Source organism: Streptomyces flavusporus (assembly GCF_046267975.1).
In the GTDB taxonomy this organism is placed as follows: Bacteria; Actinomycetota; Actinomycetes; order Streptomycetales; family Streptomycetaceae; genus Streptomyces; species Streptomyces flavusporus.
Window position 1 is genome coordinate 8,614,424 of the sequence record NZ_CP176503.1, and the last position, 20,205, is coordinate 8,634,628.

Genomic DNA, 20,205 nt, shown 5'->3' on the forward strand with positions numbered 1-20,205 from the left:
GATGGTACTCGGCGCGGGGGAGCCGGGCGAGAGGCGGACGCCTGCGGTCCGGTGCGACGGCCACCGTCAGCCCGGCGACACGAACCCCGACTCGTACGCCGTGATGACCGCCTGTGTGCGATCCCGCGCCCCCAGCTTCGCCAGCACCGCGCTGACGTGCGACTTCACCGTCTCCGTACCGACGACCAACTGCCCGGCGATCTCCGCGTTGGACAGCCCGCGCGTCATCAAGCGCAGCACCTCCGCCTCCCGTTCGGTCAGCTGGGCCCGCTCCAGCACCGCCCGAGCCGCACGATTCCCGCCGTCCTCGCCGTACTCCGCGGCCAGTTGCCGTACCGACGCAGGGAACAGCAGCGACTCGCCCTCGGCGACCAGCCGCACCGCGTGCACGATCTCGGCCGGCCGGGCCCGCTTCAGCAGAAACCCGTCGGCGCCGGCCCGCAGCGCCCCGTAGACGTACTCGTCGTTCTCGAACGTCGTCACCACCAGGATCTTCGGCGGCTCGTCGATCGTCCGCAGCACCGCGCGCGTGGCCTCGATGCCGTCCAGGAGCGGCATCCGTACGTCCATGGCGACCACATCGGGCCGCAGTTGCCGCACCAACGGAATCACCGCGGCCCCGTCGGCCGCCTCCCCGACGACCTCGATGTCGGGCTGCGCCTCCAGCACGGCCCGCAGGCCCGCCCGTACGAGGGGCTCGTCGTCGACGAGGAGAACGGTGACCGGCATCCGGCCAGCGTAGATCAGCCGAGCGGCAGCTCCACACGCACCTGCCAGTCACCTTCGTCGGGCCCCGTCCGCGCGCGGCCGCCCAGCAGGGCAGCGCGCTCCCGTATGCCGCGCAGACCGCTGCCCCGACCGGGCCCCGGTATGTCGGCGGTGAGCGGGTTGCGCACCTCGAGGGTGAGGGTGCCGCCCGCGACGGCGAGGCGGACCCGGACGGCGACGGACCCCGCGTGCCGCAGCACGTTGGTCAGGGATTCCTGGAGGATGCGGTAGCCCTCCCGGGAGACCGGGCCGGGCACGGTCTCCAGCGGCCCCGTCATCTCGACCTCCACCTTTGCACCGGAGGCACGCGCGGACTCCAGCAGACGGTCCGCGTCCGTCAGCGTCGGCCGGCTGCTGACCGGCCGCTCCGACTCACGCAGGATGCCGAGGACGCGATCCAGGTCCTCCAGGGCCGCCCGGCCGGTCTCCTCGATGGCATCCAGGGCCCGGTCGGTGAAGGCGGGGTCGCCTGCCGCGCGCGCGGCACCCGCCTGCACCACCGCCACGGTCAGGGCGTGGCCGATGGAGTCGTGGAGTTCGCGAGCGATGCGGGTACGTTCCAGAAGCTGCTCGGTGCGCTCCTCCATGGCGGCGAGGCGCTCGGCAGGGGAGGGGCCCAGGAGACGGTGGGCGAGTGCGGTGATGAGGTGGCCCGAGGCGACCACGGTCACCGCCAGCGTGACCAGCGCCAGCGGCACGAGCAGGACGTGCCACCACTCGTGGCCGTCGAGGAGCAGCAGCACGCCCTCCTCGACGTCACGGCCGAACGCCGCCGACACCAAGTCCACCGAGGCGAGGAGCAGTTGGACGGTGAACAGCGAGGTCGCGCAGCCGAGCAGCAGCCGCGTCTCCAGCCACACCACGAGCCGCCCCCGGTCTCTCCAGGAGGCGGACGGCGCGACGACGATGTCGGTGCCCTCACTGTCGTGCCGGTGACCGGTCAGCAGCAGCCTGGCCTGCATCCCCTCCGCGGTGCGCATCGCGGGCACCAGGCCGACGGGGGCGAGCACCGCGGCCGCCACCAGCCAGGTCCACCAGGCCTCCTTGATGAACAGCCACATGGACGGCCACACGATGGCGATGAACAGATGCAGCAATCGTGTGTACGTCACCGCCCTGCCGAACGGGCGCAGCCAGCGGACCATTCCGTCATCGTGCCAGCCGCCACTGACAACGAGCCTCCCCCGCACGGGGGAGACGATCTCCACCCGCGGGGGAGGAACCGCCTGCGCCCCAGCGGCCAGGCTGCCGGCATGACCAGCATCGAAGTCCAGGCCCTCACCAAGGAGTACGGCATCCGGCGAGCCGTGGACGACCTCACCTTCACCGTCCTCCCCGGCCGCGTCACCGGCTTCCTCGGCCCCAACGGCGCCGGCAAGTCCACCACCATGCGGCTCGTGCTCGACCTCGACCGGCCGACCTCCGGCACCGCCACCATCGGCGGCCGCGCCTACGCAACCCTGCGCGAACCCCTGCGTCACGTGGGCGCGTTGCTCGACGCCCAGGCCGCGCACGGCTCCCGCACCGGCCGCGATCACCTGCGCGTCCTGGCGGCGAGCAACCGCATCCCGAACCGGCGCGTCGACGAGATGCTGGAGGAGACGGGGCTCGCGTCGGTGGCGCGCCGCAGGGTGAAGACGTACTCCCTGGGCATGCGCCAGCGGCTCGGCATCGCCGCAGCCCTCCTCGGCGACCCCGAGGTGGTCATGCTCGACGAACCCTCCAACGGCCTCGACCCCGAAGGCATCATCTGGATCCGGGAGTTGATGCGCCGGCTCGCCGGGGAGGGGCGCACGGTCCTGGTATCCAGCCACCTCATGAACGAGACGGCGTCCTTCGCCGACCACCTCGTCGTCCTCGGCCGGGGCCGCCTGCTGGCCGACACCCCGATGCGGGAGTTCATCCACGCGCGCGTGCAGCCGCGCGTGCGGATCCGCACGACGGACCCCGCGGCCCTCAAAAACGCCCTCGCCCGGCACGGTCACGACGCCGTGGAGCACGAGGACGGGCACTGGACCGTGCCCCAAGCGCGCGTGGACGACATCGGGCGCATGGCCTCGGCCGCGGGCGTGCCGATCCTCGAACTGGCCGCGGAGGAGGGCACGTTGGAGCAGGCCTATCTCGACCTGACGGCGGCCGAGACCGAGTTCACCGCACAGCCCCAGGAGGCCTGACCATGGAATTCACGCCCGTGCTCCGCGCCGAGTGGATCAAGATCCGCACGCTGCGGTCGCTCCTCGGCGCCCTGTGCGCCGTCCTGCTCGTCACCACCCTGTTCTCGGCGCTCGGCGGTCTGGACACCGGCGGCGCGGACTTCGACCCCCTGTTCGCGGCATTCTTCGGCGTCAGTTTCGGGCAGATCGCCGCGATCGCCTTCGGCGCGACGGCCGTCTCCTCGGAGTTCCAGGGCGGTGCCCTGCGCGTCACGTTCGCCGCGGTGCCACGGCGCGGGCGGTGGTTCGCGGCCAAGGCGGTGGCGATCGCCGCCCCCGTCCTCGCGGCCGGCCTCGTCACGGGCGCGGCGAGCCTGGGCGTGGGCAGAGCCGTGCTCGGGGACGAGGCGGACGGTCTCTCCTGGAGCGAGGGGCTGCGCGCGGTCGTCGGCTGTGCCGTCTACCTCACGCTGATGGCGCTGTTCGCGGCCGGACTCACCGCTCTGCTGCGCAGCGGCGTGGCCACGCTGAGCGTGCTGATCCCGTTCCTGCTCATCGTGTCCTTCGTGATCGGCGACATGTCCGGCACCGTCGCCGACCTCCTGCCCGACAAGGCCGGTCAGGTGGTGTTCCACGAGACCTCGGACGGCACCCTCGGCCCGTGGACCGGCCTCGCCGTGACCGCCCTGTGGACGGCGGCGGCCCTGGTGGCGGGCGCGTGGAGCGTGCGGCGCCGGGACGCCTGACGCGACGCCAATTGTCAGTGGCCCCGGGTTTACTGGGGGCGTGAACATCGTGCGGTGCCTGGAGACGATCGGCCGGCTGTGTGCGAGTCCCCTGCCCGCGGCCCACGGCTGGTCGGACGTCGGACGAGAGAGGCCGGGCTACTACCTGACGGAGTCAGGAGCCGGTGACCCTGAGGTGCGTGGCGAACGGGGTGAGGAGATACCGGAGCCGTGGGCGACGGTGAGCGTTCTCATGGACGATGTGTACGTGTGGGAGGCGCGCGGCACCGGCCGCTGGGTCGCCGTCGGTGTGGCCGACCGGGACGAGTCGGACACCGCCCGGCTCCTCGCGGTCGTCACCGCGACCGACCCGCCGTGACGAACACGACCGGGACCGTCAGGCTTCCGCCGCCGCCCGCAACCGCGCGAACTCCTCCGCCATCGTCGCCGCAGTCCAATGCGCGTTCAGCCCGGAGGGATTCGGCAGTACCCACACCCGCGTGTTCCCGATCGTCCTGGCCTGCGGCCCCACCTGGGCCATGGGGGTCCCCCCGCTCGAGCGAAGTCGAGAGTGGGGGAGGTCGTCGAACGCGGCCCGGTAGGCGGTGACCCCCACCACCGCCAGCCAGCGCGGTCGCAACCGCGCCACCTTCAGCGACAGCAGGCGCCCGCCCTCGCGGTACTCCTCGGCGCTCAGCTCGTCGGCCCGAGCCGTCGCCCGCGCGACCACATTGGTGATCCCGAGCCCGTACGTCAGCAACTCGCCCTGCTCCGACGGCTTCATCAGCCGGGGCGTGAACCCGGACAGATGCAGCACCGGCCAGAAGCGGTTGCCCGGGCGGGCGAAGTGGTGGCCCGTCGCCGCGGTCATCAGGCCCGGGTTGATGCCGCAGAACAGCACGCGGAGGCCGTCCGCGACCACGTCCGGTACCAGGCGGTCGCGAGCGGCCTCCAACTCCTGTGCGGTGAAGCGCGTCAGAGGATCGCTCCCGGCGTGTAGCCCGCGGCCTCCGGGTGCTGCTTCACGAGCTCCTCGATCCGGCCGACGACGGTGCCGACCTGGTCGGCCGCGGCGCCCGTGAAGGACAGCTTGTCGGCCATCAGCTCGTCCAGCTGCACACGGCCGAGCGGGATGCGCGAGTCGTCCGCGAGCTTGTCCAGCAGCTCGTTGCGCTCGGCGCCCTGCTCGCGCATGGCCAGAGCACACGCCACCGCGTTCTCCTTGATCGCCTCGTGTGCGACCTCACGGCCGACCCCCGCGCGCACCGAGGCCATCAGCACCTTCGTCGTCGCCAGGAACGGCAGGTAGCGGTCCAGCTCGCGCGCCACGACCGACGGGAACGCGCCGAACTCGTCGAGCACCGTCAGGAACGTCTCCAGCAGCCCGTCCAGCGAGAAGAAAGCGTCCGGCAGCGCGACGCGGCGCACCACCGAGCAGGACACGTCACCCTCGTTCCACTGGTCGCCCGCCAGCTCGCCGGTCATCGAGGCGTAGCCGCGCAGGATCACCATCAGGCCGTTGACGCGCTCGCAGGAGCGGGTGTTCATCTTGTGCGGCATGGCGGAGGAGCCGACCTGGCCCGGCTTGAAGCCCTCGGTGACCAGCTCGTGCCCGGCCATCAGCCGGATCGTCTTCGCCAGCGAGGACGGCGCCGCCGCCAGCTGCACCAGCGCGGTGACGACCTCGTAGTCGAGCGAGCGCGGGTAGACCTGGCCGACCGACGTGAAGGCCGTGGAGAAGCCCAGGTGGTCGGCGATCCGCTGCTCCAGCTCCGCGAGCTTCGACGCGTCCCCGCCGAGCAGGTCCAGCATGTCCTGCGCCGTGCCGACCGGGCCCTTGATGCCGCGCAGCGGATAGCGGCCCAGCAGCTCCTCCACCCGCCCGTACGCGACGAGCAGCTCGTCGGCCGTGGTCGCGAACCGCTTGCCGAGGGTCGTGGCCTGCGCGGCGACGTTGTGCGAGCGGCCGGCCATGACCAGCTCGCCGTACTCACCCGCCAGCTTGCCCAGGCGCGCGAGGACGGCCACCGTGCGGTCGCGCATCAGTTCCAGCGAGAGCCGGATCTGCAGCTGCTCGACGTTCTCCGTCAGGTCGCGGGACGTCATGCCCTTGTGTACCTGCTCGTGGCCGGCGAGGTCGTTGAACTCCTCGATCCGCGCCTTCACGTCGTGTCGCGTGATTTTCTCGCGCTCGGCGATGGAGGCCAGGTCGACCTGGTCGAGGACGCGCTCGTAGTCGGCGATCGCCGCGTCCGGCACCTCGATCCCGAGGTCCTTCTGGGCCCGCAGCACGGCGAGCCAGAGCTGACGCTCCAGCCTCACCTTCTGCTCGGGCGACCAGAGCGTGGCGAGCTCGGTGGAGGCGTAGCGTCCGGCGAGGACGTTCGGGATGCGGGGCTTGGCGGGCGCAGAAGTCACGTAAACGGATTCTACTGGCGGTTTGTGCAGGCCAGCGCCACGGATGCGTTTGGTGGAACCTACGAGATCCGGGTCACGCCCGGGAGTCGGCCGGAAGGTATTCGCCCCCGCCGCCCCTACCCGTCCCATCCCCAGGGGCTCCGCGCCCCTGGACCCTGGGGCAGAAGCGGTCGGATGGAAGGCAGGGCGGGGTGGTGGGGGGAAGCCCTGGGGCTCCGCCCCAGACCGCGACGGGGACTGCGTCCCCTGTACCCCTCGCTGGGGGTTGCCGCCCCCGCACCTCGCTTCGGCAGGCATCCCCGCGCGGGGTTACGCCACCGGGCCCTCGTACGGCAGGAGCTCCGGTCGTTTCGGTGGAAGGCCGTCCCCGGACGACCGGCCCGTCAGACGGCGGGCGATCCACGGCAGCAGGTGCTGTCGGGCGAATCGCACGTCCGCGACCCGGCGCGCTGCCCAGCCCGGCGGCAGGGTCGCCGGCATCGGCGTGTGCCAGTCCGGGTCCCCGGGGTCGTATCCGAGCGTCTGCCACACCGCCTCCGCGACCCGCCGGTGCCCCTCGGCGGTCAGGTGCAGCCGGTCCACGTCCCACAGCCGGGGGTCGCCGAGCGAGGGCGCCCCGTACAGGTCGACCACCACCGCGCCGTGCCGCGCGGCCAGCTCGTCGACGCAGGCGAAGAGCTCCTCCATGCGCGGCCGGAACCGCTCCAGGACCGGGCCCTGCCGTCCCGGGCTCCGCATCAGGACGAGCTGCTTGCACGACGGAGCCAGCCGTTCCACGGCCTCCTCCAGGAGCCCGCGCACCCGGCCCATGTCGCACTTGGGCCGCAGGGTGTCGTTGAGCCCGCCGACGAGCGTGATGACATCGGCGCCCATCGTGGCCGCCACATCCACCTGCTCGTCGACGATCTGCCCGATCAGCTTGCCGCGCACGGCCAGGTTGGCGTACCGGAAGCCGGGCGTATGGGCGGCCATCCGTGCCGCGAGCAGGTCGGCCCAGCCCCGGTAGGTGCCGTCGGGCAGCAGGTCCGACATGCCCTCGGTGAAGGAGTCGCCCACCGCGACCAGGCTGGTGTACTGGGGAGAGGGGTTCGTCTGCATGGCGTTCGAGATGGTATCCCGAGGCGCATACCCGACGGTCGGTCGGGCCCCTTCACCCACCGCCCCTACGCACGCTGCCCGAACAGCTCCCGCAGCACGTCCTCCATGGTCACCAGCCCTGCCAGCCGCCCGTCCGACCCGAGCACGGCCGCCAGGTGCGTGCGGCTGCCGCGCATCGCGGTGAGGACGTCGTCCAGCGGTGTCGTCTCCCGTACGCGCGCGATGGACCGCATGTCGCGCAGCCGGAACGGCATATCCCGCGGCGAGGCGTCCAGCGCGTCCTTCACATGCAGGTAGCCGACGATCCGGCGCCCCTCGTCCACGACGGGAAAGCGGGAGAACCCGGACTCGGCCGACAACTGCTCCAGCTCCTCCGGCGTGACGCCCACGCGCGCGTAGAAGACGCGTTCCAGCGGGAGCACGACGTCCCGCACGGGCCGGCGGCCCAGTTCCAGGGCATCGTGCAGCCGCTCCTGCGCGCGGTCGTCGATGAGCCCGGCCGCACCGGAGTCCTTGACCAGGCGAGCCAGTTCGGCGTCGGAGAAGGCCGCCGTGACTTCGTCTCTGGTCTCGATCCGCAGCAGCTTCAGCAGCCCGTTCGCGAACGCGTTGATCGTGAAGATCACCGGTCGTAGCGCCCGGGACAGCGCCACCAGGGGCGGCCCGAGCAGCAGTGCGCTGCGCACCGGCTCCGCGAGCGCGACGTTCTTCGGCACCATCTCGCCGAGCAGCATGTGCAGATACGTCGCCAGGGTCAGCGCGATCACGAAGGACACCGCGTGTCCCGCCCCGCTCGGCACACCCATCGCGTGGAACACCGGCTCCAGCAGATGCGCGATCGCCGGTTCCGCGACCACACCGAGCACCAGCGTGCACAGGGTGATGCCCAGCTGCGCCGCCGCCATCAGCGCCGACACGTGCTGCAGGCCCCACAGCACGCTCTTCGCCCGCAGGTCGCCCTGCTCGGCGTACGGCTCGATCTGGGATCGGCGTACGGAGATCAGCGCGAACTCGGCGCCCACGAAGAAGGCGTTGACGACCAGCGTCGCCAGACCGATCAGCAGCTGTACGGCGGTCACGCCTGCGCCTCCTTCTCGTCGTCGAGCGGCGCGTGCAGCAGCACCCGTGCCGCCCTGCGCCCCGCGGCGTCCAGCACTTCCAGGCGCCAGCCGGCCACCTGGACCGTGTCGCCGGCGGCGGGTATCCGGCCCAGTTCGGTCGCGACGAGTCCGGCCAGTGTCTCGTAGGGACCCTCGGGCGGCCGCAGGCCGACGCGCGCGAGCTGGTCCCTGCGGGCGGCACCGTCGGCGGAGTACAGGGCGTGGCCGTCCTCGTCCGTGCCGGCCGGGGCGAGGTCGGGTGTCTCGTGCGGGTCGTGCTCGTCGCGCACCTCGCCGACGACCTCCTCGACGATGTCCTCCAGCGTCGCGACGCCCGCCGTGCCGCCGTACTCGTCGATGACCACGGCCATCGTCCGTTTGCCGGACAGCCGGTCCAGGAGCCGGTCCACGGTGAGGGACTCCGGGACGAGGAGCGGCTCGCGCATCAGCTCGGAGACGGGCACGCGGGGCCGTCGTTCGGCGGGCACGGCCAGGACGTCCTTGACGTGCGCGGTGCCCACGACCGAGTCGAGGCTGCCGCGGTAGACCGGGAACCGCGACAGCCCGGTGGCCCGGGTCGCGTTCGCCACGTCCTCGCAGGTCGCCTGCGCGTCGAGGGCCACGACCTGCACACGCGGCGTCATCACGTTCTCCGCGGTCAGGTCGGCGAGGTTCAGGGTGCGTACGAACAGCTCGGCGGTGTCCGGCTCCAGGGCGCCCTCGCGGGCGGAGTGCCGGGCGAGGGCGGCCAGTTCCTGCGGACCGCGCGCGGAGGCCAGCTCCTCGGCGGGTTCGAGGCCCAGGCGGCGCACCATGCGGTTGGCGGTGTTGTTGAGGTGGGTGATGAACGGGCGGAACAACGCGCTGAACCAGCGCTGGGCGTTGCCCACCCGCTTGGCCACGGCCAGCGGTGAGGAGATCGCCCAGTTCTTGGGCACCAGCTCGCCCACCACCATCAGGAAGACCGTCGACAGGGCGGTGCCCAGCACCAGGGCGATCGACGAGGCCGTGGAGCGGGAGATGCCCAGCGACTGAAGCGGGCCCGCGATCAGCCGGGCGATGGACGGCTCGGCGAGCATGCCGACCACCAGGTTGGTGACGGTGATGCCGAGCTGCGCACCGGAGAGCTGGAAGGTGAGTTTCCGTACGGCCTTCAGAGCGCCGGACGCGCCGCGCTCGCCGCGCTCGACGGCACGCTCCAGTGCGCTGCGCTCGACCGTGGTCAGCGAGAACTCCGCGGCGACGAAGGCGCCACAGGCGAAGCAGAGCAGGATCGCCACGAGTAGGAGGAGCACTTCGGTCATCGGGTCACCCCCGTCCCATGGTCCGGCAGGGCGGGGTGGAACGCGCGATGACTGCGACTGGTACTGGGAGGCTCGCCCATGGGCGGACGCTCACACCTTTCTTGGAAGACCGAGTGGTCCTCCAAGAGTAAAGGGTCGGCAAAGGTGTTCAGGACTGAGTGAGGGGCTTGACCCAGCGCCGCCAGTGGTCCTCGCGCTGGTAGCCAGCCGCGACCCACGTGTGGTGTGCCCGTTCGTTCGCTTCCAGGACCATGGCGTCGACCCGTCGCCCGCCCAGGGTGATGAAGCGTTGTTCGGCTGCTTCCAGCAGGGCGGTGGCGATGCCCTGTCGGCGGTGGTCGGGGTGTACGGCCAGGCGGTAGGCGGAGCATCGCCATCCGTCGAAGCCGGCTATGACGGTTCCGGTGAGGATGCCGTCGCGCTCTGCGAGGAGCAGGGCTTCGGGGTCTGTTGTGATGAGTCGGGCCACTCCGTCGTGGTCGTCGCTGATGCTCGTTCCTTCCGCGGCGTCGCGCCAGAACTGCAGCACGGTGTCGATGTCCGAGGGGGTGGTGCAGCGGATGTGGAGATCGCTCATGGGGCGAGCCAAGCAGAGCGCCGGCCTGTCTGGCGAGCGGTTTCCGTGCCGGGGAATCGACGGAGGGGGGCTTGGTCCCGGTTTTCCGCAAGCCGCGAGCCCGTCCGCCGAATCCTCATGTTTCACGGGTTCACCGGATTGAGGAGCAAGCCATCCAGGGTGGCGCCCTACCGAGTCGGACTGCGCCCTGCTCGGCCCACCGCCGTAGCCGGACGCAGTAGCCCACTCCAGCAGATTCCGGTCGACGGGTCGCTTGAGCCTGGACGACTTCGTCGTGAAGTTGTCCAGCTAGTGGCGTGGACCTGCGGTGATGCGGCTACACCCTTGGCTGACCCGGGGAGATGAGTCTTTCAGCGTCTTTCACGGGCGTGCCGTTTTATGTGGTCGATCCTCCCCACGCGCTCCCCAGAGGCGTGGATACTCCCCGGATTCTCCCCGGGGAGGCCGCTGTCACGTGCAGTGGTGCGCGGGAAACGATGGCCGCCGTAGGCACGCTGAGTGATTGTTGGGCGGAGCGCTTCGTCGGCCCACTCTGCCGTGGACAGTTGTCCCGGCAGAGTGAACCCCGTGACCTGCGGAGGTGGGCGGTCGCGGACCTCTGGCTCCTTCCACCTCTTGATCGATGTCGGCCTGGCCGCCCAATGCACTCCGCTCTGGTGGAGCCGGGGCCGGTGGAGGCGGTACAGGCGAAGGTCGCCAGGCGGTCGGAGATCCGCGGGTGGTGGCCAACCCGTACCAGGCACGGGATCTGCTGAGCGCCGTCTCCTATGTGGGCGGCTACCGCCGGGCCCGCGGCCGTCCGCTGGTCGGGTTCTTTGCTGGCATGTACTACGCGGGTCTGCGTCCGGAGGAGGCGGTTGCGGCGGCGCTGCCGGACTGCCGTCTGCCCAGAGCCGGCTGGGCGGCTGATTGTGCATCGCACTCGGCCGCAGGCGGACAGACGGTGGACCGACACCGGCGAGTACCACGACGACCGCGGGCTGAAGAACCGCCCCCCGGGCGACATCAGGGTGGTGCCGCTCCCGCCGCACCTGGTGGCCCTGTGGCGCGAGCACGTCACCACCTTCGGCACAGCCGAAGACGGTCGGCTCTTCTTCAGCGAACGCGGCCGTATCCTCACCTACACCACCTACCACCGCGTGTGGCACGAAGCCCGCGCCCTCGCCCTGCCGCCTGCACTCACCAGCACCCGGCTCGCGAAACGACCGTATGACCTGCGGCATTCGGCGCTGTCTACGTGGCTGTGCGTGGGCGCGGACCCGGCCGAGGTCGCCCAGCTGGCCGGTATGGCGAGGAGTCTGTGCAGGGGCGGTCGTCGGCGGCCTTGCGGGTTTCAGCGAGGGTCTGCCGCAGGGTCAGGAGTTCCTTGACGGTGGTGTCGATCTCGGCGATGCGGGCATCAAGTAGGTCGCGGACGGCATTGCAGGGCGGTGTGCCGCCGCGGTGGATCTCCAGTACCTCGCGGACGTCATCGAGGTGGAGTCCGAGGGTGCGGGCCCGGATGAAGGTCAGCAGCTCGACGTCGGCCGAGGTATAGAGGCGGTAGCCGGCCGTGCTGCGGTCTGCCGCAGGCAGCAGGCTCTTGGACTCATAGACCCGGACGGCCTTGCGAGTGAGCCCTGCGGCCTGTGCGGCCTGCCCGATGGTCATACCTTGCAGTGCCATGATCGCTCCTTCTCACCCTCCATTCTTGACCTTGACTCAGGGGCCAGGTTCCAGCGTCGCTCGTGACGGACAGGGACACGAGAACGAGGAGGTGAGCGCCGTGCCGTTTCGAGAGGAAGAGGTCTATCGCTGCCCGGATGAGAATTGCGGCTGCGAGCTGACGGTGACCAAGGGCGCCCCGGTGACCTGCCAGGCTCAGCAGACCCCGACGTGTTGCTGCGGCAAGACGATGGTCAAGGCTGGATGACCGGCCGTCGCGCCGCCCGGTGGTGGGAGTCCCCGGGCGGGCTGCCGGAGACGCTGTGTCCGCCTTGGCTGATGGGTACGTAGAGCGGCTGGGGCAGCGCTTCGACGAAGTCGCGTGCCTGGGCGATCTCCAGAGCGCGCCGGAGCTCTTCGTCGGTGGTCCTCCGGGTTTCCGTAGCGGAGATTGGAGGCGATGGTGCCGGAGAAGAGGTAGGGCAGCCGCGGCGCATGGCCGACCGTGGCCGCCAGGACTGCCGGGTCCAGGTCGCCGACGTTGACGCCGTTGATCCGCACGGAGCCCCGGTCTGGGGCGAACAGGCGCGGCACCAGGCTGAGAGAGTGGTCTGTGCCGACGAACTTCGTATCGCCGATCATGATGTGTGCACCCTCTACCTCGTGGCCCGATCCGGGCGGCGTTCAGGCCACGCGGCCGGCGCCGCCTTTTGGGTGGCCGTGAGCGGGCCGCTCGCCAGTGGGTCGTCGGTGGGGTGGCGCTGGCCGCGGGCATCGGGCTCGACGCGCTGTCCGGCTGGGCGGTGCCCGCAGCCGTCCTGGTCTGGCTGGGATGGGTGAACTTCGTCCTCGCCGTGTTCAACCTGCTGCCGGCCGCGCCGCTCGACAGAGGACGAGTGGTGCAGGCGCTGATGTGGTGGCGCACCGGAGACCAGGACCGCGCCGAGCGTCCGCGCGCGCCGGGCAGGTCCTCGGCATCCTGCTGATCGGCCTCGGGTGGATCGCCCTCGTGCGCGGAGTTCTGGGTGGTATCTGGCCGGCCCTCATCGGATTCTTCGTCATGGTCGTCGCCAGCGCGGAACACCAGCGCGCCAAGCTGGCCCCGGCGCTGCGGGAATGCGTGCGGCGGATGTGATGTCGAGTCCCGCGGAGACGTGTCACGACTGGCTGACCGTGCAGCGATACGTCGACGACGTGGCCCCGAGCGCCCGCCACTCCACACTGGTCCTGACCGACTTCGAAGGGTGCCCCAGCGGCGTGCTTCACCTCCCCCGGCTCTCCCCGGTCAGGTGCTGCCCATCCTCGTCACGGACGGGCAGCACCTGGCGGGCATCATCACCGCTCGTGACATCTCACGGATCGTCGAACGCCACGCACTCCGTGGCACGGGGAGCCCGTATTGAGATGACTCAGGAACGAACAGCGGATCGCTCGGGCGACGCATCGTCACCAGGGTTCTAACGGCGGTGCACGCGGAGTTGCCCCTGCGTCGTGACGCATGATTGCCCCGGCCTCCTGCCTCCTTCGACGGGTCAACGTGGACGGTGAACGGTCGTGGCGGTTCGCCGGGCAGCTCGGCGGCCAGCACAGTGACGTCCTTGGGGCGCCTCCGCCGAGAAGCGACCACTTTGCCGTCGACAAGGAGCTCGACGGCGGCGGACGCCTGGCCCGTCTGAACCGTGACCGAATGCCCGTCCCGGTCGAGGTGGAAACGGTGGCTGCGGGCCATGAGGCACCTCCCGCCAGTCACCCATATGCACTCTTCAAGTGTGGGTACCTGAAGCCCCAGGAATGTGGATCTTCTCGCTGATGATCAGCGCGTACGTGGCCACGAGGACAGCGACTGCCGCCCAGCGCTCCCAGCCGCTCACGGCCCTCCGATGAGCCTTTCCGTCAGGCGGGCGGCCGTCACGGCACCGGTTGTGTGGTGTGCGGCAGGAGTACCCGGCGCAGGGCCCTCTACGGCAGCCGTTCACGCTGCTGGGTTCCCGGAGCAGGGCACGTTTGCGCCGGGTGGGTGTGGATACCGCGTCAGGAAACGCCAGAGAACAGCGGCCCGCACGATGCGGACCAGGAGCCGTCGTCATGCTGCACTACTCGCCCGTCGGCAGGCCCTCCAGCTGTGCCGCCCGTCGGATCGCGCTCGGGGGCGCGGTGCTGCTCGTCGCGGCGCTGTCGACGTCCTGCGCCGATGACCCGCCCGGCTCCGCGGACCGGTCGCCGAGGGCCATGCGCGAGGTCCCCCTCAACGTGATCGAACGCAGCGGGCAGACCATGGTCCTCGCGCCCGTCAGCATCCACGGCGAGGGGCCCTTCACGTTCGTTCTGGACACCGGCGCCTCCTCCAGCGCCGTAGACGACGACGTGGCCCGCGAGCTGCGACTGCCGAGGACCGGCGAGCGGCAGCCCATCACTGGGGTGATCGGCCAGGACGTGGTTCCCGTCGTCGAAGTGCGTGGCTGGCAGGTCGGAGACGTTCGCCTGCCACCGGTCGAGGCGATCGTCGTCGACCTCGACGCACCCCGCAGTGACCGCCCCCTGGAGGGACTGCTGGGCTCGGACGTGCTCAGCGACTTCGGAGGGATCACCGTGGACTACGACGACGAGGTGCTCCGGCTGCCATCCGGCTGAGCCGGGCACAAGCATGACGGCAGCGGTGGCCGCGGGGTCAGGCGCTTCGGCCCAGCTCGACATCCAACCAGCCCAGGGGATACGGGTGAGGATCAGCCGTCGACGCTGGAGCGAGGGGCTCTGCGCCCGCCTCGTTGAACGTGGTGAGCGCCTCGATCAGCGCAGCCCGCTGCCCGGGCGTGAGCCGCTGGACGATCGTGGCGATCTCGGCCCGGCGGCGCGCGGTGACGTCTTCGGCGGTGCGCCGCCCCCTGAGTGAGCCGTAGCAGCGTCTCGCGACGGTTGTCAGGGTTGGTCTGCCGGTCGGCGAGCCCGGCGGCGATCAGCCGGTCGACCATCCGCATCGCGGTGGACGGTGCCACCTGGAGCAGGTCGGCGAGCGTGACCAGCGTGGTGGCGCCCTGCGTGGAGAGCACCACCAGCATGCGGAACTGCGGGAGTGTCACGCGCTCCTCGACCGCTGCGAGAGAGCGGGCGGAGACCGCGACGAGCAGCCGGGAGGCGGTCAGTACCGCGCCCGTCACCGCATCGACATCGTCCGCGCCCGCGGTGGGGGCTGCGGTGTCCGGCTTGGTTGGGGCACCCGCAGACTCAGTTCCCATGGCCGTTCTCGTTCCGGTCGTGGTGACCGTGGTAGCGCAGTAAGAGCATTGCGGCGTCATCATGGTGTGGTCCGGCGGCGTGCCGCACCAGGTCGGTGCGCAGTGCCTGCAGAGCGCCGTGCGCGTCGGGGTCCTTGAGCAGATACGCCCGGTCGGCGAGCGGGTAGAAGCGGCCGGTCTCGTCGCGGGTCTCGGTGACGCCGTCGGTGTAGAGCAGCAACTGCTCGCCCGGCGCGAAGTCCACGCGGAAGGGGCGCGGGCCCTCGCCCCCCCCGTGCGCGCCCAGGCCGAGGGGGAGTGCGTACGAGGGCGGCTCCGGAAAGTCGACGGTGCCCTCCTGCCGTACGAGCATGGGCGGCGGATGGCCGTAGTTGAGGAACACCACCTGGTGTGCGCTGCCCACCTCGGCGAGGATCGCTGTCACGAATCTCTCGCCCTCCAGCTCCCGGGATACGCTGCGCTCGAGGCGCTCACCGAGCCGGACCAGATCCGGCTCGTCGTGGGCCGCCTCCCGGAACGCGCCCAGCACCACGGCCGCCGTCTCCACCGCGGCCAGGCCCTTGCCCTGCACATCTCCGACGATCACTCGGACTCCGTGCGGTGAGGCGACCACCTCGTACAGGTCACCGCCAATGCGCGCCTCGGCGACGGCGGAGGTGTACGACACCGCCACCTGCAGGGGACCGGCGGTCAGCGGCACCGGCCGCAGCAGCACCCGCTGCGCGACCTCCGCGATCGATCGCACGCTGGCCGGCTCCGCCTCCCGGCGAGAACGCATCACGGCAGCGGCGATCCCGACTCCGGTCACGCCCGCCACCGACGCCATGGCGGTGTACCACCGGCGCGAGGCGATCAGCTCTCCGGAGATCCCCAGCCCGACGCACAGCACCAGAGCCACGGCGCCGATCACCGCCGTACGGCGCCAGCCGCCCACCATGCTGGCGAAGGCCGGCCCCAGCGAAACAAGTGGCAAGAACCCGACCCCCGGCCCGGCGACCACGTCCACCACGGCCACCACCGTCATCACGGCCACCGGCATCCAGGACAGCACCCTGGTACTGGACGGCGGTTTCTTCCCGGTCATGGCGTACTCCAGCAGTGCGGCAACACTGAGAGCCGCCCGACGGCGCCCCTCCCACGTTTAGCCTATGCAAAAGCCCGACAGTGGGCAGGCAACCCGGCGTGCCGAGGGCGAGCGTCATCAGAGCAAGTGGCCGGTGTGCGCCGCGTGGTGGCAGTTGTTTGTGTCCTGGGCCGAGGGCAACCGGGGCGGTAGATCGGAATGGTCAGGGAGGCGTCATGGCGCTGACTCACCGACGGGCCGCCCACCGTTTGTTACCGCAGCTGCTGCCACTGTTCTCGCTGTGGGGCTGAGCGGTTGCGTAGGGGACGAGGCGTTCGACCCACAGACATGGGACGCGCCGGGCCAGAACGCCCGGATCGAGTCGGTACTGATCCGCTACGCCCATGTGGCGGAACCTCGTGGGGAGCCGTGGAAGCGCGGTGCTGATGTGCCGGCCTACCTGTGGCTGTTCAACGAGGGCCGGGAGCCTGACCGGCTGGTCGGCGCGAGTACCCCCAATGCCGCCTCGGTGAGCATCGTGGACGGCCAGGGCAAGCCGCTGCCGGGCGGGGTCGAGCTGCCACCGAACCAGCTGCGGCAGCTGGAGCCCGGCAAGGAGCACCTGCTGCTGCGGGATGTGCGCGAGGTGGTGCGCGGTGGCGACTTCATGAAGATCACCCTGCGTTTCGAGAAGGCCGGCTCGGTCACCTTCAACATCCAGGCCCAGGTCCCGGTCTACGACCCCAGCCCCACCCCCGCCAAGTGACGGAAGACGAGGACCGTGCAGGACCGCTCCGCTGCACCAGCCACTCGCCCACATCCGGCCCAGGGGTGGCGCACCGGCTGGGTGAGGACCTCTGTCATCAGCATGGTGATGCTGGCGTCGGGCCTGTGGCTGTTCATCGGCGGCTGGCTCATCGGTTACCCGTTCGACGAGCCGACGGTCGACGCCCGCCTGCACGAGATGATCGTCGGCGTCATCGTGTTCCTGACCGCCCTGGCACGCCTGATCAAGCCCCGCCGTGTGTGCTCCGACCTGCTCATCGCCGTAGCCGGCGGGTGGCTGATCGCCGTCCCCTTTGCGCTGAGCTACGGCGATACAGCAAAGGCCGACGCCGCACGCGTCAACGACATCGCCACCGGCAGCCTGCTTGTCATGCTTGCCGCCCTCTCCCTCGCTCTGTGGCTGCGGGCGCCGGCAAGCCGATCCCGATAGGGGGCCGGAGGCTTGGTGCCCGGCCGGTGCAGAGAGGTTGCGGAATCCTGCCGACCGGGCCCTGGCCGGACTGTCTGGGAGTACGCCAGCCGCGACTCACGTTAGGACAACACGCCGCCTGCGGCGGCTTCTGTTGCACCAGACGGCGGAGGGTCACTCCTGCGTGCCCTGCGGAAACAGCCTGGGGGACCGGTGACCTGCCGGGCCGTGGTGCGAACCGTCGGCCCCCTCCGGAAAGCGCACGATGTGCTCGGTCTCTCGGCTCGGAGAAGGGAGACACCGATGCGTCCCGGAGGCGGGGCGCGCGTCCACCGCCGTCGCCCGCGTGATGGTGCCGGTCGGCGACACCTGTCGGCCCCCCGGTTCCGACGACCCGCTGGCGCGGCTCGTGCGGCCTCCTTTGGGCTCGTGAGCCAGGTGCCTGACCGGATGCTTGGCGTCCCGGGTGTCATTGCGGGGTGGTGACCACGACCGCGTAGCTGCCGACTCCGCGGACCATGTCCCGGGCGAACTCGGTGCTGCGTCCCCCCTGCTCGGCAATCGCGACCGCGAAGGCCACCGCGTCGTTGACGACCTTGTCGCTCGCCTCCTCGCCCTGCCCGGTCACCGGCGTGCCCCGATGTGCGTACCCGGCGCCATGGCGGCGACGTGCGCAGACAGCGCGATGTAGGCGCCCGCCGACGCCGCGTGCGCCCCGGAGGGGGGTGATGGTGTCGTCGATCCGCATCACGAGCACGCTCGACCTGGGCATCGACGAGAAGAAGAGCTACATCCCGGTCGACGCTGTCGCCGACGTCACCGAAGACAGGGTGCGCATCGACCGGACCCGGGAGCAGGTGGCCGAAGCACCCGAGTACGACCCGGAACTCGTGGACCGGAGCGAGTCCTACGACCGCGTCTACCAGCCCTACGGCTACGCCCCGTTCTGGGGGACCGGCTACGTGTACCCGCCCTTTCCCCGACTGCCCGAGCGGCCGTCATGAGGTCCACGGTTCGGCAGGGCGACGGCTTGCCCGCGGCTGCCATCCCGGCCGACAGGTGCGGCCGCGTACGCCGCCCGCAGACGGGCATCTGATCGTGGGCGTCGTTCTGGCGGCCGCAGCCTGCGGAGGCGACGGCGCCGAGAGGTCGACGCCGACGACGCCCGCCCCCTCGCTCACCGAGCCCTCTCCGAGCACACCGACGACGCCCGCCACGAGCGGCGGGACCACCCCGTCGGCGTCGCCCTCCGCGCTGCCCGCCCGCTGCACCCGTGACCACCTCGATCTCTCCCTCGGCCGTGTCTCACCGGGCGCGGGCAACCGCTACGCCCCACTGGTCTTCACCAACACCGGCCCCGAGCCCTGTTCGCTCCACGGCTACCCCGGCGTCACCCTTCGCGACTCCGCCAGCGACCGCATCGGCGAACCCGCCGAGCCCCAGGGGCCAGACGCCCCCCGCTGTGATCCTCAAGCCCGGCGGCAGCGCCTACGCGGTCCTGCATACCGTCGCCGAAGGAGTGACCGACAAACCCTGTTGGGCCCCCGCCGCACAGGTCCAGGCATACCCGCCGGGATCGACCTGGGCGCTGCGGGCACCGGCGAACTCGTTCCGCGTCTGTGGCGATGTCTTCGAGGTCCATGCGGTCAAGCCGGGCAAGCCCCCCTGACCGGCCCCGAAGGAGTGGCCCGCCTGCGTGTCGTCCGCGCTGCCCGGGGTACTCAGGGCGGCCATGAAGGCTTTGACAGTCGTTCCGGGACTTCCGGGTTCGCTGCGCCTGGACACCCTTCCCGATCCCGCGCCAAGGCCCGGTGAGCTGTTGGTGGAGGGGGTCGCGGTGGGGGTGCGCGGCACCGACCGGGAGATTACCGAGGGGCGGCACGGCAGCGCGTCGGAGGGCCGCGACCGGCTCGTGATCGGCCACGAGTCGCTCGGCAGGGTCCTCCAGGCACCCGCCGGTTCCGAGTTCCGTCCCGGCGACCTGGTGGCCGGTGTGGTTCGCCGCCCGGATCCGGTGCCGTGCGGGGCGTGTGCCCACGGCCGGTTCGACATGTGCCGCAACGGCCTCTACACCGAGCGGGGCATCAAGCAGTGAACTGCCCCGGGTGAGGTGGAGACTCGGCGGTCAGGATCCGCTGAGCGGCTCCTCCGGCATGATGGTCACCTGGTGGCGGGCCAGTTCCTCGAGAAGGGGGCCGATACTGTCGGGGCCCCATACCGGCGGGGGTTCGCCGGGCACGGGGTCGATTCCCTTGTCCAGCCAGAACTGCTCGTGCCCGCCAGGCAGCATGAACGTGAGCAGATTCCCGGGACGAGGACCGATGTTGGTGAACCGGTGCCGGTTTCCGCGCGGAATGAAGAGGAAGTCGCCGGGGCCGGCCTCGATCGTCTGGTCCCCGTTGAGGAACTCGAAGTCGCCGGAAAGCACGTAGAACGCCTCATCCTCGCGGCCGTGTGCATGGGCGATCGGCCCGCTTCCCGGTGAGACCGTCGTCTCCAGCACGCCGAGGGAGCCGCCGGTCTGCACCGCCGTGATCTTGACGGTGGTGAGGTCGCCGGCGAGCCACTTGGTGGGTCCGTCGTCGCGGCCCACGAAGATGCCATCGCGCCGCGTCCACCGCGGGTCGTTCTCGTCCGGAATGGGCACGTCGAAGGTCATGATGGTTCCTTCCGCACAGTTCAGCAGCGCATACGGAGCGTCGCAGTTCCGCTGTGGGCTCTTCAAGGCCGCCGGTCAGCGGCTGTTCCCGGGCCCCGGAGTGGACTGCTTCGGCGACTGCACGGGCCGTTCCGGGTGTGAAGGCAGGCACCGAGGCCCAGGGCCGGGGCCGGTGACGAGGTCCGCGATTCAGGTGTCTGGTGGTACCGGGATGCAAGGTGAAAGGGGTGCGCAGCACGCGTTCGCCAAAGCCTCCGGCAGCCGGGCC

At 70.9% G+C, this 20,205-nt stretch carries 23 protein-coding genes and 4 pseudogenes; 14 read left to right on the forward strand and 13 right to left on the reverse strand.

Features of this window, described 5'->3' with window-relative positions:
- Positions 1-66: 66 nt before the first annotated feature.
- On the reverse strand, positions 67-729 hold the full coding sequence (locus ACKTSN_RS40490; RefSeq protein WP_385509034.1) for a response regulator: 663 nt from the start codon (positions 727-729) through the stop codon (positions 67-69).
- 14 nt (positions 730-743) lie between these two features.
- Positions 744-1,913 (reverse strand): sensor histidine kinase, encoded by a 1,170-nt coding sequence (locus ACKTSN_RS40495; RefSeq protein ID WP_409473616.1) that lies wholly within the window; start codon positions 1,911-1,913, stop codon positions 744-746.
- Positions 1,914-2,021: 108 nt separating this feature from the next.
- Between ACKTSN_RS40495 and ACKTSN_RS40500 the strand changes: the two genes are divergently transcribed.
- From ACKTSN_RS40500 to ACKTSN_RS40510, 3 genes are read left to right on the forward strand one after another with little or no spacing between them, the layout of a single operon-like run.
- Positions 2,022-2,942 (forward strand): ABC transporter ATP-binding protein, encoded by a 921-nt coding sequence (locus ACKTSN_RS40500; protein WP_409473617.1) that lies wholly within the window; start codon positions 2,022-2,024, stop codon positions 2,940-2,942.
- A gap of 2 nt (positions 2,943-2,944) precedes the next feature.
- Positions 2,945-3,667, forward strand: a complete 723-nt coding sequence (locus ACKTSN_RS40505) for an ABC transporter permease (protein WP_409473618.1) — start codon at positions 2,945-2,947, stop codon at positions 3,665-3,667.
- Between the two features lie 40 nt (positions 3,668-3,707).
- Positions 3,708-4,025 (forward strand): hypothetical protein, encoded by a 318-nt coding sequence (locus tag ACKTSN_RS40510; protein ID WP_409473619.1) that lies wholly within the window; start codon positions 3,708-3,710, stop codon positions 4,023-4,025.
- Positions 4,026-4,043: 18 nt separating this feature from the next.
- Here the strand turns inward: ACKTSN_RS40510 and mug are convergent, their stop codons facing one another.
- From mug to ACKTSN_RS40540, 6 genes are all read right to left on the reverse strand, one after another.
- Positions 4,044-4,625: a G/U mismatch-specific DNA glycosylase gene (gene mug, locus ACKTSN_RS40515; RefSeq protein ID WP_409475039.1), complete on the reverse strand. Its 582-nt coding sequence runs from the start codon at positions 4,623-4,625 to the stop codon at positions 4,044-4,046.
- A complete protein-coding gene (gene purB / locus ACKTSN_RS40520; RefSeq protein WP_409473620.1) occupies positions 4,622-6,064 on the reverse strand; it encodes an adenylosuccinate lyase in 1,443 nt (480 codons plus the stop codon). The genes mug and purB overlap by 4 nt, the downstream gene beginning before the upstream one ends.
- A gap of 309 nt (positions 6,065-6,373) precedes the next feature.
- Positions 6,374-7,162 carry an SGNH/GDSL hydrolase family protein gene (locus ACKTSN_RS40525; RefSeq protein WP_409473621.1) on the reverse strand — a complete coding sequence of 263 codons (789 nt, stop codon included), beginning with the start codon at positions 7,160-7,162 and terminating at the stop codon, positions 6,374-6,376.
- A gap of 65 nt (positions 7,163-7,227) precedes the next feature.
- Positions 7,228-8,241 (reverse strand): hemolysin family protein, encoded by a 1,014-nt coding sequence (locus ACKTSN_RS40530; protein WP_409473622.1) that lies wholly within the window; start codon positions 8,239-8,241, stop codon positions 7,228-7,230.
- Positions 8,238-9,566, reverse strand: coding sequence for a hemolysin family protein (locus tag ACKTSN_RS40535; protein WP_409473623.1), 1,329 nt, complete (start codon positions 9,564-9,566; stop codon positions 8,238-8,240). Before ACKTSN_RS40535 ends, ACKTSN_RS40530 begins: the two co-directional genes overlap by 4 nt.
- A 148-nt stretch (positions 9,567-9,714) precedes the next feature.
- Positions 9,715-10,143, reverse strand: a complete 429-nt coding sequence (locus tag ACKTSN_RS40540; RefSeq protein ID WP_409473624.1) for a GNAT family N-acetyltransferase — start codon at positions 10,141-10,143, stop codon at positions 9,715-9,717.
- A gap of 709 nt (positions 10,144-10,852) precedes the next feature.
- On the opposite strand from ACKTSN_RS40540, the pseudogene ACKTSN_RS40545 reads away from it, so the two are divergent.
- Positions 10,853-11,429: pseudogene (locus ACKTSN_RS40545) on the forward strand (tyrosine-type recombinase/integrase); the annotation flags it as partial.
- On the opposite strand, the gene ACKTSN_RS40550 reads toward ACKTSN_RS40545, so the two are convergent.
- Positions 11,377-11,808 (reverse strand): MerR family transcriptional regulator, encoded by a 432-nt coding sequence (locus ACKTSN_RS40550; RefSeq protein ID WP_409473625.1) that lies wholly within the window; start codon positions 11,806-11,808, stop codon positions 11,377-11,379. The pseudogene ACKTSN_RS40545 and the gene ACKTSN_RS40550 sit on opposite strands and share 53 nt — an antisense overlap.
- A 91-nt stretch (positions 11,809-11,899) precedes the next feature.
- On the opposite strand from ACKTSN_RS40550, the gene ACKTSN_RS40555 reads away from it, so the two are divergent.
- The 4 genes from ACKTSN_RS40555 (at position 11,900) to ACKTSN_RS40570 (ending at position 14,418) form a co-directional block, all read left to right on the forward strand.
- On the forward strand, positions 11,900-12,055 hold the full coding sequence (locus ACKTSN_RS40555; protein ID WP_409473626.1) for a hypothetical protein: 156 nt from the start codon (positions 11,900-11,902) through the stop codon (positions 12,053-12,055).
- Between the two features lie 442 nt (positions 12,056-12,497).
- On the forward strand, positions 12,498-12,773 hold the full coding sequence (locus tag ACKTSN_RS40560) for a site-2 protease family protein (RefSeq protein WP_409473627.1): 276 nt from the start codon (positions 12,498-12,500) through the stop codon (positions 12,771-12,773).
- 23 nt (positions 12,774-12,796) lie between these two features.
- Complete coding sequence (locus ACKTSN_RS40565) at positions 12,797-12,922, forward strand: hypothetical protein (protein WP_409473628.1); 126 nt, start codon at positions 12,797-12,799, stop codon at positions 12,920-12,922.
- Between the two features lie 950 nt (positions 12,923-13,872).
- On the forward strand, positions 13,873-14,418 hold the full coding sequence (locus ACKTSN_RS40570; protein WP_409473629.1) for a retropepsin-like aspartic protease: 546 nt from the start codon (positions 13,873-13,875) through the stop codon (positions 14,416-14,418).
- A 37-nt stretch (positions 14,419-14,455) separates the two neighbouring features.
- On the opposite strand, the pseudogene ACKTSN_RS40575 reads toward ACKTSN_RS40570, so the two are convergent.
- A pseudogene (locus ACKTSN_RS40575) lies at positions 14,456-15,020 on the reverse strand (MarR family winged helix-turn-helix transcriptional regulator).
- Complete coding sequence (locus ACKTSN_RS40580; protein ID WP_409473630.1) at positions 15,010-16,104, reverse strand: PP2C family protein-serine/threonine phosphatase; 1,095 nt, start codon at positions 16,102-16,104, stop codon at positions 15,010-15,012. Before ACKTSN_RS40580 ends, ACKTSN_RS40575 begins: the two are co-directional and overlap by 11 nt.
- A 280-nt stretch (positions 16,105-16,384) precedes the next feature.
- Here ACKTSN_RS40580 and ACKTSN_RS40585 point away from each other — a divergent pair, with 280 nt between their 5' ends.
- A complete protein-coding gene (locus ACKTSN_RS40585) occupies positions 16,385-16,849 on the forward strand; it encodes a copper chaperone PCu(A)C (protein WP_409473631.1) in 465 nt (154 codons plus the stop codon).
- Between the two features lie 81 nt (positions 16,850-16,930).
- Positions 16,931-17,299, forward strand: a complete 369-nt coding sequence (locus ACKTSN_RS40590) for an SPW repeat domain-containing protein (protein WP_409473632.1) — start codon at positions 16,931-16,933, stop codon at positions 17,297-17,299.
- Positions 17,300-17,747: 448 nt separating this feature from the next.
- Here ACKTSN_RS40590 and ACKTSN_RS40595 read toward each other — a convergent pair whose 3' ends face one another.
- Complete coding sequence (locus ACKTSN_RS40595) at positions 17,748-17,906, reverse strand: hypothetical protein (RefSeq protein ID WP_409473633.1); 159 nt, start codon at positions 17,904-17,906, stop codon at positions 17,748-17,750.
- Positions 17,907-18,006: 100 nt separating this feature from the next.
- Here ACKTSN_RS40595 and ACKTSN_RS40600 point away from each other — a divergent pair, with 100 nt between their 5' ends.
- From ACKTSN_RS40600 to ACKTSN_RS40615, 4 genes and pseudogenes are all read left to right on the forward strand, one after another.
- Positions 18,007-18,282 (forward strand): hypothetical protein, encoded by a 276-nt coding sequence (locus tag ACKTSN_RS40600; protein ID WP_409473634.1) that lies wholly within the window; start codon positions 18,007-18,009, stop codon positions 18,280-18,282.
- Between the two features lie 94 nt (positions 18,283-18,376).
- Positions 18,377-18,685: pseudogene (locus ACKTSN_RS40605) on the forward strand (DUF4232 domain-containing protein); the annotation flags it as partial.
- Positions 18,579-18,947, forward strand: a complete 369-nt coding sequence (locus ACKTSN_RS40610; protein WP_409475040.1) for a DUF4232 domain-containing protein — start codon at positions 18,579-18,581, stop codon at positions 18,945-18,947. The pseudogene ACKTSN_RS40605 and the gene ACKTSN_RS40610, both read left to right, overlap by 107 nt.
- Before the next feature lie 63 nt (positions 18,948-19,010).
- Positions 19,011-19,370, forward strand: a pseudogene (locus tag ACKTSN_RS40615) (alcohol dehydrogenase catalytic domain-containing protein); the annotation flags it as partial.
- Positions 19,371-19,403: 33 nt separating this feature from the next.
- Here the strand turns inward: ACKTSN_RS40615 and ACKTSN_RS40620 are convergent.
- Positions 19,404-19,937, reverse strand: a complete 534-nt coding sequence (locus tag ACKTSN_RS40620; RefSeq protein WP_409473635.1) for a cupin domain-containing protein — start codon at positions 19,935-19,937, stop codon at positions 19,404-19,406.
- Positions 19,938-20,205 lie beyond the last annotated feature (268 nt).